The organism is Microbacterium fluvii, assembly GCF_025515205.1.
GTDB classification, from domain to species: Bacteria; Actinomycetota; Actinomycetes; order Actinomycetales; family Microbacteriaceae; genus Microbacterium; species Microbacterium fluvii.
In genome coordinates, this window is record NZ_JAOPFX010000001.1 from 1,814,144 (window position 1) to 1,831,170 (window position 17,027).

14 protein-coding genes are annotated in these 17,027 nt (G+C 69.4%); 3 read left to right on the forward strand and 11 right to left on the reverse strand.

Annotation, left to right across the window (positions count from 1 at the left end; translation table 11 throughout):
- Window positions 1-12: 12 nt before the first annotated feature.
- Genes zwf through pgl form a run of 3 tightly spaced genes read left to right on the forward strand, consistent with a single transcriptional unit; the run spans window position 13 to window position 3,315 of the window.
- Window positions 13-1,599 carry a glucose-6-phosphate dehydrogenase gene (gene zwf / locus OAW74_RS08485; RefSeq protein WP_262873858.1) on the forward strand — a complete coding sequence of 529 codons (1,587 nt, stop codon included), beginning with the start codon at window positions 13-15 and terminating at the stop codon, window positions 1,597-1,599.
- A complete protein-coding gene (locus OAW74_RS08490; protein ID WP_262873859.1) occupies window positions 1,596-2,540 on the forward strand; it encodes a glucose-6-phosphate dehydrogenase assembly protein OpcA in 945 nt (314 codons plus the stop codon). Before zwf ends, OAW74_RS08490 begins: the two co-directional genes overlap by 4 nt.
- A complete protein-coding gene (gene pgl, locus OAW74_RS08495; protein ID WP_262873860.1) occupies window positions 2,533-3,315 on the forward strand; it encodes a 6-phosphogluconolactonase in 783 nt (260 codons plus the stop codon). Before OAW74_RS08490 ends, pgl begins: the two co-directional genes overlap by 8 nt.
- A gap of 42 nt (window positions 3,316-3,357) precedes the next feature.
- On the opposite strand, the gene OAW74_RS08500 is transcribed toward pgl, so the two are convergent.
- The 11 genes from OAW74_RS08500 to OAW74_RS08550 form a co-directional block, all read right to left on the reverse strand.
- Window positions 3,358-3,711, reverse strand: coding sequence for an RNA polymerase-binding protein RbpA (locus tag OAW74_RS08500; RefSeq protein WP_262873861.1), 354 nt, complete (start codon window positions 3,709-3,711; stop codon window positions 3,358-3,360).
- The gene (gene secG / locus OAW74_RS08505; protein WP_262873862.1) at window positions 3,711-3,962 is read right to left on the reverse strand and encodes a preprotein translocase subunit SecG; all 252 of its coding nucleotides are present in this window, start codon (window positions 3,960-3,962) and stop codon (window positions 3,711-3,713) included. The genes OAW74_RS08500 and secG overlap by 1 nt, the downstream gene beginning before the upstream one ends.
- A gap of 68 nt (window positions 3,963-4,030) precedes the next feature.
- On the reverse strand, window positions 4,031-4,822 hold the full coding sequence (gene tpiA / locus OAW74_RS08510; RefSeq protein WP_262873863.1) for a triose-phosphate isomerase: 792 nt from the start codon (window positions 4,820-4,822) through the stop codon (window positions 4,031-4,033).
- The gene (locus tag OAW74_RS08515) at window positions 4,813-6,027 is read right to left on the reverse strand and encodes a phosphoglycerate kinase (protein ID WP_262873864.1); all 1,215 of its coding nucleotides are present in this window, start codon (window positions 6,025-6,027) and stop codon (window positions 4,813-4,815) included. Before OAW74_RS08515 ends, tpiA begins: the two co-directional genes overlap by 10 nt.
- 9 nt (window positions 6,028-6,036) lie before the next feature.
- Complete coding sequence (gap, locus tag OAW74_RS08520; protein ID WP_262873865.1) at window positions 6,037-7,047, reverse strand: type I glyceraldehyde-3-phosphate dehydrogenase; 1,011 nt, start codon at window positions 7,045-7,047, stop codon at window positions 6,037-6,039.
- Between the two features lie 138 nt (window positions 7,048-7,185).
- Window positions 7,186-7,806: a superoxide dismutase gene (locus OAW74_RS08525; protein ID WP_262873866.1), complete on the reverse strand. Its 621-nt coding sequence runs from the start codon at window positions 7,804-7,806 to the stop codon at window positions 7,186-7,188.
- 121 nt (window positions 7,807-7,927) lie between these two features.
- Window positions 7,928-8,905 (reverse strand): DNA-binding protein WhiA, encoded by a 978-nt coding sequence (whiA, locus tag OAW74_RS08530; protein WP_262873867.1) that lies wholly within the window; start codon window positions 8,903-8,905, stop codon window positions 7,928-7,930.
- Between the two features lie 52 nt (window positions 8,906-8,957).
- Window positions 8,958-9,830 (reverse strand): RNase adapter RapZ, encoded by an 873-nt coding sequence (rapZ, locus tag OAW74_RS08535; protein WP_262873868.1) that lies wholly within the window; start codon window positions 9,828-9,830, stop codon window positions 8,958-8,960.
- A 24-nt stretch (window positions 9,831-9,854) separates the two neighbouring features.
- The gene (gene uvrC, locus OAW74_RS08540) at window positions 9,855-11,756 is read right to left on the reverse strand and encodes an excinuclease ABC subunit UvrC (protein ID WP_262873869.1); all 1,902 of its coding nucleotides are present in this window, start codon (window positions 11,754-11,756) and stop codon (window positions 9,855-9,857) included.
- Window position 11,757: 1 nt separating this feature from the next.
- A complete protein-coding gene (gene uvrA / locus OAW74_RS08545) occupies window positions 11,758-14,661 on the reverse strand; it encodes an excinuclease ABC subunit UvrA (protein ID WP_262873870.1) in 2,904 nt (967 codons plus the stop codon).
- 85 nt (window positions 14,662-14,746) lie between these two features.
- On the reverse strand, window positions 14,747-17,017 hold the full coding sequence (locus tag OAW74_RS08550) for a 5'-nucleotidase C-terminal domain-containing protein (RefSeq protein WP_262873871.1): 2,271 nt from the start codon (window positions 17,015-17,017) through the stop codon (window positions 14,747-14,749).
- Window positions 17,018-17,027: the final 10 nt, after the last annotated feature.

A 17,027-nucleotide genomic window follows, 5' to 3' on the forward strand; every position in this document is an offset into this window, starting at 1 on the left:
AGCAACTCCCCTATGACCGTGAACACCTCTGAGGCGAGCGGCGCAGCATCTTTCGCGCCCGCCGAGATCTCGCGCGGACACAATCCGCTGCGCGACCCGGACGACAACCGCCTCAACCGGATCGCAGGGCCCAGCGCCCTGGTCATCTTCGGTGTGACGGGAGACCTCTCCCGCAAGAAGCTCATGCCCGCCGTGTACGACCTCGCCAACCGTGGCCTGCTGCCGCCCGGCTTCGCGCTGGTCGGATTCGCGCGCCGAGACTGGGCGGACCAGGACTTCGCCGACGTCGTGCAGGAGGCCGTGAAGGCCCACGCCCGCACCGAGTACCGCGAAGAGACCTGGCAGCAGCTGCTGCAGGGCATCCGCTTCGTCTCGGGCGAGTTCGGCGACGACGACGCGTTCCGTCGACTGCGCGAGACCGTCGAGCGTCTCGACCTCGAGCGGGGGACGATGGGCAACCACGCGTTCTACCTGTCGATCCCGCCGAAGGACTTTCCCATCGTGGCCGACCAGCTCAAGCGCTCCGGGCTGGTCGACGACACCGCCGACCAGCCAGAGCGCTGGCGACGCGTCGTGATCGAGAAGCCGTTCGGCCACGATCTGGCCTCGGCCCGCGAGCTCAACGACGCGCTGCGCAGCGCGTTCCCGACCGACTCGATCTTCCGCATCGACCACTACCTCGGCAAGGAGACGGTGCAGAACATCCTCGCGCTGCGCTTCGCCAACGAGCTGTACGAGCCGATCTGGAACCGCAACTACGTCGACCACGTGCAGATCACGATGGCCGAAGACATCGGCGTGGGCGGACGTGCGGGCTACTACGACGGCATCGGCGCGGCGCGCGACGTCATCCAGAACCACCTGCTGCAGCTGCTGGCGCTCACGGCGATGGAAGAGCCGATCAGCTTCGACGCGACCCAGCTGCGGGCGGAGAAGGAGAAGGTGCTCGCCGCCGTCACCCTTCCCGCCGACCTCGGCGCGACCACCGCGCGCGGGCAGTATGCGGGCGGCTGGCAGGGCGGGGAGCAGGTCACGGGGTTCCTCGACGAAGACGGCATGGACCCGGCGTCGACCACCGAGACGTTCGCCGCCGTCACCCTCGAGGTGAACACCCGCCGCTGGGCCGGCGTGCCGTTCTATCTGCGCACCGGCAAGCGACTGGGCAGGCGCGTCACCGAGATCGCCGTGGTCTTCAAGAAGGCGCCCGACGTGCTGTTCCGCGAGACGGGGGGCCAGGGACAGAACGCCCTCGTCATCCGTGTGCAGCCCGACGAGGGCGTCACCATCCGGTTCGGATCGAAGGTGCCGGGTGCGGGAAGCCAGGTGCGCGACGTCACGATGGACTTCGGCTACGGCCACGCCTTCACCGAGCAGAGCCCTGAGGCCTACGAGCGCCTCATCCTCGACGTGCTCCTGGGCGACCCGCCGCTGTTCCCCCGGCACGAAGAGGTCGAGCTCTCGTGGAAGATCCTCGACCCCATCGAACAGTACTGGGCGGCCGAAGGCGGCACGCTCCAGCAGTATTCGCCTGGTTCGTGGGGGCCGCCCTCGGCCGAAGCGATGCTCGCCCGCGACGGACGCGTCTGGAGACGACCGTGATCATCGATCTGCCCGACACCACTGTGAGCAAGATCACGCGTGCGCTGGTCAGCGTGCGCGAAGAGGGCGGCGCCGTCGCCCTGGGCCGCGTGCTCACCCTCATCATCGCGACACGCCACGGTGCAGAAGAAGAGGTGATCGACGCCGCCAATGCCGCCTCCCGCGAGCACCCCATGCGCGTCATCGTGCTGATGATCGGCGACGAGGAGGGCGCGCCGCGCCTGGACGCCCAGATCCGCATCGGCGGGGATGCCGGAGCCAGCGAGGTGGTCGTGCTGCGGGCCCATGGGGCCGCCGGATCGAACACCGAGAGCCTCGTGACGGGACTGCTGCTGCCCGACGCGCCTGTGATCGCGTGGTGGCCGGGCGAGACGCCCGACGTGCCGTCGACGACGGCCCTCGGCCGCATCGCGCAGCGCCGTATCACCGATGCCTCGTCGCAGACCGATCCGGCCGCCTGGGTGCGGTCGCTGGGCACCCACTACGCCCCCGGCGACACCGACTTCGCCTGGACCCGCGTCACCCGCTGGCGCGAGCAGCTGGCCGCCGTGCTCGATCAGCCGCCGTACGAGCCCGTGCTGTCCGCCACCGTGCGCGGCGCCGCCGACTCGCCGTCGACGAGCCTGCTGGCCGCATGGCTGCGCCTCAAGCTGGGCGTGCCGGTGACCTACGAATACCTTCCGACCGACGACTGGGCGCACGGCATCAAGTCGGTGCGCCTCGAGCGACCGAGCGGGGCCACCGTGCTGGAGCGCCCCGAGGCCGGCGTCGCGGTGCTGACCCAGCCCGGACAGCCGAGCCATGACCTCGCCTTCCCGCGCCGCACCCTGCGGGAATGCCTGGCAGAGGAGCTCCGCCGGCTCGACCCCGACGTCCTGTATGGTCGTGTCATCACCGAGGGCTGGGAGCTCTTGGGCCGGCCGCAGGAGAGCGATGTCTGAGTTCGGTGCAGAGAAGCGAGTGGTGATCTCCCCGGATCCCACCGCGCTGGCCGAGTCCGTCGCGAACCGGCTGCTGCATCGTCTGCTCAAGCGCACGCGCGCGGGAATCGTCGAGCACATCGCCGTCACCGGCGGCGACATCGCCCTCGCGGTGCTGGCCGCGGCGGGAGCCTCTCCCGTGCGAGAAAAGGTCGACTGGTCGCTGGTGCACGTCTGGTGGGGAAACGAGCGCTTCGTCGCCGCCGACTCGCCTGAGCGCAACGAGTGGCAGACGCGCCGCGCTCTGCTCGATCACATCGCCGTGCCGGCAGAGAACATCCATGCGGTCGCCGCCGCCGACTCCGGCCTCGACCTGGATGCGGCCGCGGATGCGTATGCGCAGGAGCTCGCCCTGTTCGCCGCCGACGGGAACCCGTGGCCGCACTTCGACATCTGCCTCTTGGGCGTCGGCTCGGACGCTCACATCGCGTCGCTGTTCCCCGATCGCGCCGAGATCACGGTCACGGATCGGAGCGTGCTCCCGGTGCGCGAATCGCCCAAGCCGCCGCCGGAGCGGGTCACGCTCACCCGGCCCGTCATCAACTCGGCAGCGCGGGTGTGGCTCGTGCTGGCCGGCAGCGACAAGGCATCGGCGCTGGGCCTGGCACTGGCCGGCGCCAGCTACACGAACGTGCCGGCGGGCGGCGCGAAAGGCACCAAGCGCACGATCTTCTTCGTCGACGCCGCGGCCGCCGAGCGCGTTCCGGCCGAGCTGATCGACCAGGAATACTACTGACGCTCCGGCGACGCCGAAGCGTCGCCGAAGCGAGGCCGAGGGCTACTGGCCTCGGCGCTCGCGCAGCTGCTGCAGCGCGTCGTCGAGCAGGCTCTCGGCCTCTTCTTCGGTGCGGCGCTCCTTGACGTAGGCCAGGTGCGTCTTGTACGGCTCGGTCTTGGCGACCGCCGGCGGGTTCTGCTTGTCGCGCCCGGCCGGAAGTCCGGAGTGCGGCGAGTCGATGACGTCGGGGATCTCGTCCTCGGGGATGCCGGCGGCGAAGTAGCGCACCGTCTCGTTGCCGAGGGCGTCCCAGTACGAGATGGCGACGCGCTCGGCGTGGAAGCCGTGGTCCTGCTCGCCCATCGGGCCTGCGCCCACCCGCGTGCCGCGGATCGCGTTTCCGCCGGTAGCCATCAGACCATCCCCTGGAACTTGGTGATGAGCCCCAGCGCGACGATCGCGACGAACCACACGAGCGCCAGGATCACGGTGAAGCGGTTGAGGTTGCGTTCGGCCAGACCCGACGAGCCCAGCGCGGAGGTCATGCCGCCGCCGAACATGTCGGACAGGCCCCCACCGCGCCCCTTGTGGAGCAGGATGAGCAGGGTCAGCAGCAGGCTGGTGATGCCCAGCAGCACCTGCAGGATGAGCTCGAGGATCTGCACGGACCTCCGCCTTTCGCCGCGCCCGAGCGGGCGCACAGTCTCCCAGTATAAAAGGTCTGCGCGACCGATCAGACGCCGACGTGCTTCTGATAGCGGATGATCGAGGCGAATTCGTCCACGACGAGGCTCGCACCGCCCACCAGGGCACCGTCGACATCAGGCTCTCGCATGAAGCTCGCGATGTTGGCCGCCTTGACGGATCCGCCGTACAGCACGCGGGTGCGGGCTGCGGCATCCTCCCCCAGCGTCTGCGCGATGACGCCGCGCAGGGCAGCGCAGACCTCCTGGGCCTGCTCGGGCGAGGCCACCTGGCCGGTGCCGATCGCCCAGACCGGCTCGTAGGCCACGACGAAGTCCGCATCGGCGGGCACATTCGCGAGGGCCGCCTGCAGCTGGGCCACCGAGACCGCGGTGGGTCCGGACTCTTCGCGCTGCTCCAGCGTCTCGCCGACGCAGATCACCGGCACGAGACCGTGCTTCAGCGCCGCCTGCACCTTCGCCGCCACGACATCGTCGCCTTCGGCGTGGTACTCGCGCCGCTCGGAGTGCCCGATGATGACGTAGCGCGCGTCGAGCTTCGCCAGGAACGCGCCCGAGACCTCGCCGGTGTACGCACCGGAGTCGTGCGTCGACAGGTCCTGCGCCCCGAGGGCGAACGGGATCTTGTCGGCGTCGAGCAGCGTCTGCACCGTGCGCAGGTCGGTGAACGGCGGGAAGACCCCGACCTCGACTCTCCCCTGCTCGTGTCCGGCGTCCTTCAGCGTCCAGTGCAGCTTCTGCACGAACGCGACCGCCTGCAGGTGGTCGAGGTTCATCTTCCAGTTGCCGGCGATGAACGGGGTACGGGGCGTCACGCCCATCCGAGGACCTCCAGTCCGGGGAGCTTCTTTCCTTCGAGGAACTCGAGGCTGGCGCCGCCACCCGTCGAGATGTGGCCGAACTGGTCGTCCGAGAAGCCGAGCTGACGCACGGCGGCCGCGGAGTCTCCGCCGCCGACGACGCTGAGTCCGTCGACCTCGGTCAGCGCCTGCGCGACGGCCTTGGTGCCGTCGGCGAAGGGCGCGAGCTCGAACACGCCCATCGGACCGTTCCAGAAGACCGTCTTGCTGGCGCGGATCGCGTCGGCGAACAGCGCGGAGGTCTTCGGCCCGATGTCCAGGCCCAGCCCGTCGGCTCCGGCCGGGGTCTCTTCCAGCGCGTCGGCGTCGGCGACCTCGTGGGCGGCATCCGCCGAGAACGAGGCAGCCACGACGGCGTCCACCGGCAGCACGAACTCGACGCCGCGCTCGGCGGCCTGCGCGAGGTAGCCCTTGACGGTCTCGATCTGGTCCTGCTCCAGCAGGCTCTTGCCGACCTTGTGCCCCTGCGCGGCGAGGAAGGTGTACATCATGCCGCCGCCGACGAGGATCTTGTCGGCCCGCGGGAGGAGGTGCTCGATGACACCCAGCTTGTCGCTGACCTTCGAGCCGCCGAGCACGACCGCATACGGCCGCTCGGGGTTCTCGGTCAGGCGGTCGAGCACGTCGACCTCCTTCTCGATGAGGAACCCGGCGGCCGACGGCAGGAGCTCGGCGAGGTCGTAGACCGACGCCTGCTTGCGGTGCACGACACCGAAGCCGTCCGAGACCAGCACGTCGCCGAGGGCGGCGAGCTGCTCGGCGAACGCTCGGCGCTCGCCCTCGTCTTTCGCCGTCTCGCCCTGGTTGAAGCGGAGGTTCTCGATGACGGCGATCTCGCCGTCGGCAAGGCCCGCGGCCGTGTCGGTGGCCGAGGCGCCCACGGTGTCGGCGGCGAACGCCACCGGCTTGCCCAGCAGCTCGCTCAGGCGCTCGGCGACGGGAGCGAGGCTGTACTTGGGGTCAGGGGCTCCGTCGGGACGCCCGAGGTGCGAGCACGCGATGACACGCGCTCCCTGGTCGAGCAGGCGCGTGAGCGTGGGAAGTGCCGCCCGGACACGCCCATCGTCCGTGATGACGCCGTCCTTCAGGGGGACGTTGAAGTCAACACGGACGATGACGCGCTTACCGGCCAGCGAACCCAGCGAATCGAGGGTGCGCAGTGCCATCGGTCTGCCTCAGAGCTTCTCGCCGACGAGCTCGGTGAGGTCGACCAGGCGGTTCGAGTAGCCCCACTCGTTGTCGTACCAGGCCGACACCTTGACGAGGTTGCCCGACACGTTGGTCTGGCCGGCGTCGAAGATCGACGAGTACGGGTCGTGCACGATGTCGGTCGAGACGATCGGGTCGGTGTTGTACTTCAGGTAGCCGACGAGGGCTCCCTCGGCCGCAGCCTTCTCGTACGCCGCGTTGATCGTCTCGACGGTCAGGCCGTCGGTGGGCGTGATGATCGTGAGGTCGACGATCGATCCCGTGGGGATCGGCACGCGGTACGACGAGCCGCTCAGCTTGCCGTTGAGCTCGGGGATCACCAGGCCGATGGCCTTGGCGGCACCGGTCGAGGCGGGGACGATGTTCAGCGCCGCCGCGCGGGCACGGTGGAGGTCGCTGTGCGGGCCGTCCTGCAGGTTCTGGTCGGCCGTGTAGGCGTGTGCGGTCATCATGAAGCCGCGCTCGATGCCGAAGGCGTCGTTGAAGACCTGCGCGAGGGGCGCGAGGCAGTTCGTCGTGCACGAGGCGTTGGAGATGATGTTCATCGTCGCCGAGTCGTACTCGCCGTCGTTGACGCCCATGACGAAGGTGCCGTCGACATCGGTGCCGGGGGCCGAGATGATGACCTTCTTCGCGCCGCCCTCGATGTGCTTCTTGGCGTCGACGGCCTTGGTGAACCGGCCGGTCGACTCGATGACGATGTCGACGCCCAGGTCGCCCCAGGGGAGGTTGGCGGGGTCGCGCTCTTCGAAGACCTTGATCGCCTTGCCGTTGACCGTGATGGAGTCCGCGTCGTACGAGACGTCGGCGTCGAGGCGTCCGCCGACGGAGTCGTACTTCAGCAGGTGTGCGAGGGTCTTGTTGTCGGTGAGGTCGTTCACCGCGACGATGTCGAGGTCCGCGCCCTGCTCCAGGGCCGCGCGGAGGAAGTTACGCCCGATTCGGCCGAAGCCGTTGATTCCGATCTTGACAGACACGTTGTCTCCCGTTTCCTGTCGCGCCAGCCGCGCCTGTTCGGCGCGCTGAAACGCGATCGTTTCATGAAAGAGGAAAGGATGCCGGATGGCTCCCGTCACCGGGAGGAACCCGGCATCCTCACCTTTCTTGCGACACTACTACGCGAGCAGCCCGGCCGTCTTGTCCTTTGCCGTCGAAAAACGCTCGGCGACGTTCTGCCAGTTCGCGATGTTCCAGATCGCCTTGACGTAGTCGGCCTTGACGTTGAGGTAGTCGAGGTAGAAGGCGTGCTCCCACATGTCGACCTGGAAGATCGGCACGGTGCCCATGGCGGTGTTGGCCTGCTGGTCGAACAGCTGCTGGATGATCAGCTGCGATCCGATCGGGTCCCAGCTGAGCACGGCCCAGCCCGACCCCTGGATGCCCGTCGCGGCGGCGGTGAAGTGGGCCTGGAACTTGTCGAATCCGCCGAAGAACTCGTCGATCGCCGCCTTCAGCTCACCCTCGGGCTGACCGCCGCCCTCGGGTGAGAGGTTCGTCCAGAAGATCGAGTGGTTGACGTGCCCGCCGAGGTTGAACGCGAGGTCCTTCTCGAGCTTGTTGACGTTCGCGAGGTTGCCGGTCTCCCGCGCCTCGGCGAGCTGCTCCAGCGCCGTGTTCGCGCCCGTGACATACGCCTGGTGGTGCTTGTCGTGGTGCAGCTGCATGATCTTGCCGCTGATGTGCGGCTCCAGCGCTGCGTAGTCGTAGGGGAGGTCGGGCAAGGTGTACTGCGCCATGTTCTCTTCTTCCTGTCGGCGCCGCGCCGAAGACCTCGACGCGACGAGGGGACGCTCTCATCCTACTGAGCGGCAACCCCGTCGGGAGGGGGTTGATTCCCCGAGAGACGGCGGGTAACGATCAGTCTTCGAGGCCCGCGGGAACGGCCGACTCGGTGTCGGGGATGCCGTCGTGCTCGGCCTTCTTGTCGGCCATCGCGAGGAGGCGCCGGATGCGGCCGGCCACGGCGTCCTTCGTCAGCGGAGGATCGGCGTGATGGCCGAGTTCGTCCAGGCTCGCGTCGCGGTGCGCGAGGCGCAGGTCGCCGGCCTCGCGCAGGTGATCGGGGACGTCGTCGCCGAGGATCTCGAGTGCGCGCTCGACGCGCGCGCACGCGGCGACGGCGGCCTGGGCCGAGCGGCGGAGGTTCGCGTCGTCGAAATTGACGAGGCGGTTGACGCCCGCGCGCACCTCGCGGCGCTGACGCAGCTGATCCCACGCGGCGGCGGCCTTCTGCGCCCCCATCTCGGCCAGCGCCGTGCGGATGGGCTCGCCCTCCCGCACGACCACGCGCGGGACGCCGCGCACATCGCGGGCCTTGGCGGGGATGCCCAGGCGATGCGCCGCGCCCACGAGGGCCATGGCCGTCTCGCCCGAGGGGCAGCTGATCTCCAGCGCCGCCGAGCGACCGGGTTCGCTCAGCGCACCCGACGCGAGAAAGGCGCCGCGCCAGATCGCGGCGAGGTCGGCGCGCGAACCGGTCGTGAGCTTGTTGGGGAGCCCCCGCACGGGGCGGCGTCGCTGGTCGAGCAGCCCGGTCTGGCGGGCCAGGGTCTCGCCGCCGTCGATGACCCGGACGGCGTAGTGGCTGCCGCCTCGCCCTCCGGAGCCCTGCACGTGCACGAGCTCTGGACGCACTCCGTAGAGCTCCATGAGGTCGCGGGCGACGCGGCGGGCGAGCAGATCGCTCTCGAGCTCCGCCTCGACGGCGACGCGACCGGCGATCGAGTGCAGCCCTCCCGAGAACCGCAGCAGCGCGGTCAGCTCGGCGACCCTGGCGGTGGGGCGGGGGTCTCGGACGGCAGCGAGCTCTGCCTTCACGTCAGCGGTCAGCGACACGGATCTCCTCGCGTGGGGTCAGGGGGTGAACAACAAGCCTAACCGGCGCGGACTACTCCCGCCCGAGGTCGCGATGCGTCACCCGCACGGCGATGCCCGGGGCGTCCGACAGTCGGGCCGCGAGCGCGCGGGCCATCGCGACCGAGCGGTGCTTGCCGCCGGTGCAGCCGATCGCGATGACGGAGTGGCGCTTGTTCTCGCGCTGGTACCCCTCCAGCACGGGCAGGAGCGCTGCGGAGTAGGCATCGAGGAACTCGGTGGCCCCCTCCTGCGCGAAGACGAACTCCGCGACGGCGTCATCTTCGCCGGTGAACCCGCGCAGGCTCTCGTCCCAGAAGGGATTCGGCAGGAAGCGCATGTCGGCCACCATGTCGGCATCCGGCGGGAGTCCGTACTTGAAGCCGAAGCTGACCACCGTGAGGGTGTGCCGCGCGGCGCCGTCTTCGCTGAACAGCTCGACGACGCGGGTGGCGAGCTGGTGGATGTTGAAGCGCGACGTGTCGATGATGACGTCGGCGCCCTCGCGCACTGCCGCGAGGCGATCGCGCTCGCGGTGGATGCCGTCGACGATCGTGCCGTCGCCCTGCAGCGGATGCGGCCTGCGCACCGCCTCGAACCGGCGCACCAGCACGTCATCGGAGGCGTCGAGGAACACCACGCGGATCTGCCGGCGCTCGCGCAGCGCCCGCATCGCCTCAGGGAGGTCGGCGAAGAGGTCGCGCCCCCGCACGTCGACGACGACGGCCACCCTCGGCAGCGCGCCGCTCGCGAGCTCGGTGAGATCCAGCAGCGGCCGCAGCATCTGCGGCGGGAGGTTGTCGACGACGTACCAGTCGAGGTCTTCAAGGGCGTCGGCGACGGTCGATCGCCCCGCGCCCGACATGCCGGTGACGATCAGCACCTCACCGGTCTCGTGCTCGGACATTCCCGCTCCCTCGTCGCGCCCAGCCTACCCGGCGGCCAGGTGGCCGTGGACGGCGGCGGCCAGCGTGGGACCGATGCCCGGCAGCTCCGCGATCTGCTCCGGCGTGGCCTGGCGCAGCGCCGCGACCGATCCGAAGTGCCGCAGCAGCGCCCTGATGCGGGCGGCCCCGAGCCCTGGCACCTCCGAGAGCACCGACTGGATGTCGCGCTTGCGGCGCTTGCGCTGGTGGGTGATGGCGAAGCGGTGCGCCTCGTCGCGCAGTCGCTGCAGCAGATAGAGCGCCTCAGAAGTGCGAGGGAGCACCACGGGATAGTCCTCCCCCGGCAGCCACACCTCTTCGAGTCGCTTCGCGATTCCGCACAGGGCGATCTCGGGGTGCCCGGCGTCGGCGAGTGCGCGCGCCGCGGCGGCGACCTGCGGCTGCCCGCCGTCGACCACCAGCAGCTGGGGTCGATAGGCGAACCGCGGGCGCTTGCGGGTCGTGACCACCTCGCCGTCGGCGGTGACCTCGGGTTCGGGGTCCGCCTCGGCCTCGTCAGGGCGATCGAGATGCGCGAGCCGGCGCGTGAGCACCTGGTAGAGCGAATCGGTGTCGTCGGTGGTCTCGGGCACGCCGAACGAGCGGTACTGGTCCTTCCGAGGGAGCCCGTCTTCGAACACGACCATCGAGGCGACGACGTTGGTGCCCGACAGATGGGACACGTCGAAGCATTCGATGCGCAGCGGCGCCTCGGTCATGCCCAGCGCCTCCTGCAGGTCGGTGAGCGCCTGCGAGCGGGCGACGTAGTCGCTCGTTCGGCGCGTCTTGTGCAGCATGAGCGCCTGCTGCGCGTTGAGCGTCGCCGTCTTCATCAGCTCGGCCTTGCGGCCGCGCTGGGCGACCTGCACGGTCACCCGCCGCCCGCGGCGGCTGCGCAGCCACTCCTCGAGCTCGGCCGCGTCGTCGGGCATCACCGGAACGAGCACCTGCCGCGGGATGTCGTCGGCGGATGCCTCGCCGTAGGCGCGCTGCAGCACCTGGTCGACGAGCTCCGCGCCGGATGTGTCGATCTCCTTCTCGATCGTCGTGGCACGCACGCCCCGCACGCGGCCTCCGCGGATGACGAAGTGCTGCACCGTCGCGGCGAGCTCGTCTTCGGCGATGCCGAAGAGGTCGGCATCCGTGTCCTCCGCCAGCACGAGCGCGCTCTTGCTCAGCACGGCGTCGATCGCCTGCAGCCGGTCGCGGTAGAGCGCGGCGGCCTCGTAGTCCATGGCGGCGGCGGACTCCTGCATCCGCTTCGTGAGCTCGCGCGTGAAGCGCTCATCGCCTCCCGACATGAAGGCGACGAAGTCGTCGACGATCGCGCGGTGCTCTTCGACGGTGACCTTCATCGAGCACGGGCCGCCGCAGCGGCCGATCTGCCCGGGGAAGCACGGGCGCCCCGTGGCCATCGCCTTCCTGTACGACGCGTCGGAGCAGGTGCGGATCGGGAAGACCCGGATCATGAGGTCGATCGTGTCGTGCACGGCCCACACCTTGGGGTACGGGCCGAAGTACTTCGCGCCCGGGATGCGGCGATTGCGCGTCACGATCACCCGCGGCGCCTCATCGGCGAGGGTGATCGCCATGAAGGGGTACGACTTGTCGTCTTTGTAGCGGACGTTGAAGGGCGGCGAGAACTCCTGGATCCACATGTACTCGAGCTGCAGCGACTCGACGTCGCTGGCCACGACCGTCCACTCCACCGATGCCGCGGTGGTCACCATGCGCCGCGTGCGCTCGTGCAGCGTATGCAGCGGCGCGAAGTAGTTCGACAGCCGCGCGCGCAGGTTCTTCGCCTTGCCGACGTAGAGGATGCGCCCGTCGGCGTCGCGGAAGCGGTACACCCCGGGGTTGGTCGGGATCTCGCCCTGCTTCGGCTTGTATGCGAGCTGGTCGGCCACGTCAGCCGGCCTTGCGGCGCGGCTCCGCTCGCACGCCGAGCACTTCGGCCAGGAACGCGCCGGTGTGGCTGGCCTCGGTGCGCGCGACCTTCTCGGGCGTGCCCGTGGCCACCACCTGCCCTCCGCCCGAACCACCCTCTGGGCCGAGGTCGATGATCCAGTCGGCCGACTTGATCACGTCGAGGTTGTGCTCGATGACGATGACCGTGTTGCCCTTGTCGACGAGGCCGTTGAGCACCTCCAGCAGCCGCGAGACGTCCTCGAAGTGCAGGCCCGTCGTCGGCTCGTCGAGCACGTAGACGCTGCGGCCGCTGCTGCGCCGCTGCAGCTCGGTGGCGAGCTTGACGCGCTGCGCCTCGCCGCCCGACAGGGTCGTGGCGGACTGCCCCAGCCGCACGTAGCCGAGCCCGACGTCGACGAGGGTCTTGAGGTAGCGGTGGATCGCCTGGATCGGCTCGAAGAACTCGGCGGCCTCCGCGATCGGCAGCTCGAGCACCTCGGCGATGTTCTTGCCCTTGTAGTGCACGGCCAGGGTGTCGCGGTTGTACCGCTTGCCGTGGCAGACCTCGCAGTCGACGTACACGTCGGGCAGGAAGTTCATCTCGATCTTGATCGTGCCGTCGCCCGCGCACGCCTCGCAGCGCCCTCCCTTGACGTTGAAGCTGAAGCGCCCAGGCTGGTAGCCGCGCGCCTTCGCCTCCGGGGTCTCGCTGAAGAGGGTCCGGATGCGGTCGAACACGCCCGTGTAGGTCGCCGGGTTCGACCGCGGGGTGCGGCCGATCGGGGCCTGGTCGACGTGCACGACCTTGTCGAGGTTCTCGAGGCCCGTGATGCGGGTGTGCTTGCCCGCCACGCGCCGGGCGCCGTTGAGCTTGGTGGCCAGCACTTCGTAGAGGATGCCGTTGACCAGCGACGACTTGCCCGACCCGCTGACGCCGGTGACGGCGGTCAGCACGCCCAGCGGGAAGTCGACCGTGACGTTGCGCAGATTGTTCTCGCGGGCGCCCACGACGGTCAGCTGACGCTTCTTGTCGATCGGCCGCCGCTTGGTCGGCACCGGGATGGCGCGGCGCCCTGCGAGGTAGTCGCCGGTGACCGACTCGGGCTCTTCGAGCAGCTCGGACAGCGGACCCGAGTGCACGACGGCGCCGCCCTCGACGCCGGCCCGAGGGCCGATGTCGACGATCCAGTCGGCCGCGTGGATGGTCTCCTCGTCGTGCTCGACGACGATGAGCGTGTTGCCGAGGTCGCGCAGGGTCACGAGCGTCTCGATGAGGCGCCGGTTGTCGCGCTGGTGCAGGCCGATGGAGGGCTCGTCGAGCACGTACAGCACGCCGGTGAGCCCAGATCCGATCTGCGTCGCCAGACGGATGCGCTGGGCTTCGCCGCCCGAGAGCGACCCGGCCGAGCGGCTGAGGCTCAGATAGTTCAGGCCCACCTGGATGAGGAAGTCGAGCCGCGCGCGGATCTCGCGCAGCACCTGCGCGCCGATCTTCGCCTCGCGGGCGGTGAGCTGCAGGTCGGCGAAGTAGCGCTGCGCGTCGCCGAGGCTCAGCGCCGAGGCATCGGCGATCGAGTGGCCGTGCACCGTGACGGCGAGCACCTCGGGCTTCAGACGCGCGCCCTGACACACGGGGCACGGCACCTCTCGGAGGAACTCGCCCCAGCGCTGGCGCTGCGTGTCGGACTCGGCCTGCTGGTACTGCCGCTCGATGTAGGGCACAACGCCCTCGAAGCCCGAGGCGTAGCGCATCTCGCGACCGTAACGGTTCTTCCAGCGCACCGTGACCTTGTAGTTGTCGCCTCGGAGCACCGCCTCTTTCACGTCGGCGGGCAGCATGCGCCACGGCGTCTCGAGCGAGAACCCGAGGTCGTCGGCGAGACCCTCCAGCAGGCGCTCGTAGTACTGGAACAGGCCCTTGCCCTGCGTGGTCCACGGGATCACGACGCCCTCGCGGATCGAGAGGTCCTCATCGCCCAGCAGCAGGTCGGTGTCGACCGACATGCGGGTGCCCAGGCCCGAGCAGGCGGGGCATGCGCCGAACGGCGCGTTGAACGAGAAGGTGCGCGGCTCGATCTCGGTGAGCTGCAGCGGGTGGCCGTTGGGGCACGCGAGCTTCTCGCTGAAGCTCTGCCAGGCGGCATCCCCCTCTTCGTCGACGAAGTTGACCTGCATGATGCCGCCGGCAAGACCCAGCGCGGTCTCGACCGAGTCGGTGACGCGACCCAGGATGTCGGGGGCGGCGACGAGGCGGTCGACGACCACCGCGATGTCGTGCTTGTAGCTCTTCTTCAGCGTCGGCGGCTCCGACAGCTGCACGAGGTCGCCGTCGACGACGGCGCGGGCATAGCCCTTGGCGGTGAGCTCCTTGAAGAGGTCGACGAACTCGCCCTTCTTCTGGGTCACCACCGGCGCGACGATCTGGTAGCGGGTGCGCTCGGGCAGCTCCATCAGCTGGTCGGCGATCTGCTGCACGGTCTGACGCTGGATCTCCTCGCCGCACTCGGGGCAGTGCGGCACGCCGATGCGCGCCCACAGCAGACGCATGTAGTCGTGGATCTCGGTGATCGTTCCGACGGTGGAGCGCGGGTTGCGGTTGGTCGACTTCTGGTCGATGCTCACGGCGGGGCTGAGCCCCTCGATGAAATCGACGTCGGGGCGGTCGACCTGACCGAGGAACTGGCGGGCGTAGGAGCTCAGCGATTCGACGTAGCGGCGCTGCCCCTCGGCGAAGATCGTGTCGAATGCGAGGCTCGACTTGCCCGACCCCGACATGCCCGTGAAGACGACGAGCGAATCGCGCGGGATGTCGAGGTCGACGTCTTTGAGATTGTGCACGCGGGCGCCGCGAACACTCAGCTTTCCGCTGGTGTGGCCGGGCAGGGAGACAGGGACGATGGGCACCACACAAGTCTAGGCGGGGCCTCCGACACTTCGGCCGGGCTCAGTGCATCGCACTCGGGCCGGGGCCTCCGCCTAGACGCGAGAGTCAGCGGACGATCACCGGCACCCGCGGCCCCGTCGAACCGGCGTGGTCGTCGTCGCCGCTGTAGGTCGCCGACAGCAGATGCACGCCCTTCGACAGCGCCGGCAGCGTGACCTTCGCCGTGCCCTTGCCCGTCAGCTCCGCCTCGGCGATGGCCTTCTTGCCGTCGGAGACGACCACGGTGCCGGTGGGTGCGGAGCGGTCGGCCGCGAAGACGCGCACCGTGTAGGTGATCGTCTGCCCCTTCTTCGCGAAAAGCTTCGAGGGGGCGCCGATCGTCGTGGTCTTCGTCTTCTCGTAGACGGTGATCGGCACCTGGGCGACGGTGCCGGTCGGCGTGGTCACCTGCAGCGTCGTCGATCCCTTCGCACCGCGGGGAACGACGACCGACAGCGAGGCCGTGCCGGTGAGGTCGTTCGCCGTCGTGAGTGTGCGGTCGACGTCGGCTCTGCCGACCTTCTTGCCGCCGATCGACAGGGTCACCGTGCCGGCCGGGGTCTCGGTGGTCGTGAAGTCGAGCGAACTGAGATCGACGTCGATCGTGCTGCCGACCGCGTAGCCCTTGTCGGTGGGCGCCGAGAGGCTGATGCCGACCGCACGCTGGGCGAGATCGGGCGTCGCCGTCTCGTTCGCCTCGAACCACTGCACGGCCGACTCGAGATCGACCTTGCCGGAGTCGGCCTTGCCCGTGCCCAGCGTGAACGCGCCGAAGTTGTCGCCGCCCGCGGCGAGGAAGCTGTTGACCACGACTCCGTACGACGCGTCGGGGTCGAGGGCAGCGCCGTCGAGCGTGATCGAGGTGATGCGCGAACCGGCGGCCGCGGTCGGGTCGAAGGTGTACTTCAGCCCCTCCGAGACGCCGAGCTTGAGGAAGGGCCGCGAAGCGGCGGCCGGCTGCCACTGCTGCTCGAGCACCTGACGGATCTGGTCGCCGGTGAGGCTCAGCGTCACGAGGGTGTTGGCGAACGGCTGCACGGCGGCCGCCTCTTTATAGGTGACGTTGCCGTCGGGATCGGTGGCGGTGCTCGACGCGTACTTCATGTCGGCGCGCAGGCCCCCGGGGTTCATGAACGCGATCTGCGTGTCCGGCTTGTCCTGCTGTGCAGCCCACAGCTGCACGTCGGCCACCCAGTTGCCGAGGGTCGACTCACCGCCGCGGTTCTCGACGAGCGCCGGATTGCCGTTCGCATCCAGCCCCGGCTGCAGCGCGCGGTTGAAGTCGGCGGTGATGGAGCCCAGACTCACGGCCCCCTTCTCATCGGCGACCTTCTTGGCGGGCGCCACGATGTCGCTGAGGATCTGGGGGTCCTCCGGGTACTGCAGCACCCCGCCCACCTTCATGTCGTGGATCGTGTTGACCATCGACAGGATCTGCTTGGTGTCGGGGTCGACCTGGATCACCATGTCGCTGAACTTCTCGCCGTACTGGCCGGAGGAGATCACCGGCCGCCCGTCGATGACGTGGTTGTAGGCGAGGTGGGTGTGCCCGGAGACGATCGCGTCGACGTCGTCGTCGACGCCGTTCACGATGCGCCCGAAGGGTGAGGCGGGGTCCGTCGCCGACGATTCGGCCGTCGTCGCCGCGCCCTCGTGCACGAGCAGCACGACGACATCGGCCTCTCCGTTGGCCGGGTCGCCGTCGCTCAGGTCGTCTGCGACACGATTGACGTTGTCGGTGACGTCGCCCACCGTGACATCGGCGATGCCGGCCGGGCTCACCAGGCTCGGCAACTCGTTCGTGACGGCGCCGACGAACCCGATCGAGACGCCGTCGAACTCGGTCACCCAGTACTCCGGCAGGATCGGGTCACCCGTGGCCTTGTCGAAGAGGTTCGCAGCGAGGTAGTCCCAGTCGGCGAGCGGCTCGACCCGGTCGCGCAGGTCTGCCCAGCCCTTGTCGAACTCGTGGTTGCCGACCGAGCTGACGTCGAGACCCGCCGCGTTGAGTCCCGCGATGGTGGGCTCGTCCTGCTGGATGAACGACGTGAAGGTCGAGGCGCCGATGAGGTCGCCCGCCGCGGCGAACACCGTGTTCGCATTCTTCTCGCGGATGCTGTCGACCGCCCCCGCGAGTGCCGCGATGCCCGCAGCGCTCCCCGACTCGTTCTCGAGGCGACCGTGGAAGTCGTTGACCGTGACGAGATCGATGACGACGGGATCGGCGGCCTGGGCGGCGGGAGCCGCCAGAAGCGCGGCGGTGACGGTCAGAGCGGTGGCTCCGACGGCGATGCGCGCACGGTGGGCGCGACGAGGGGGGAAGGAGGGGGTGTCCATGGAACCGACC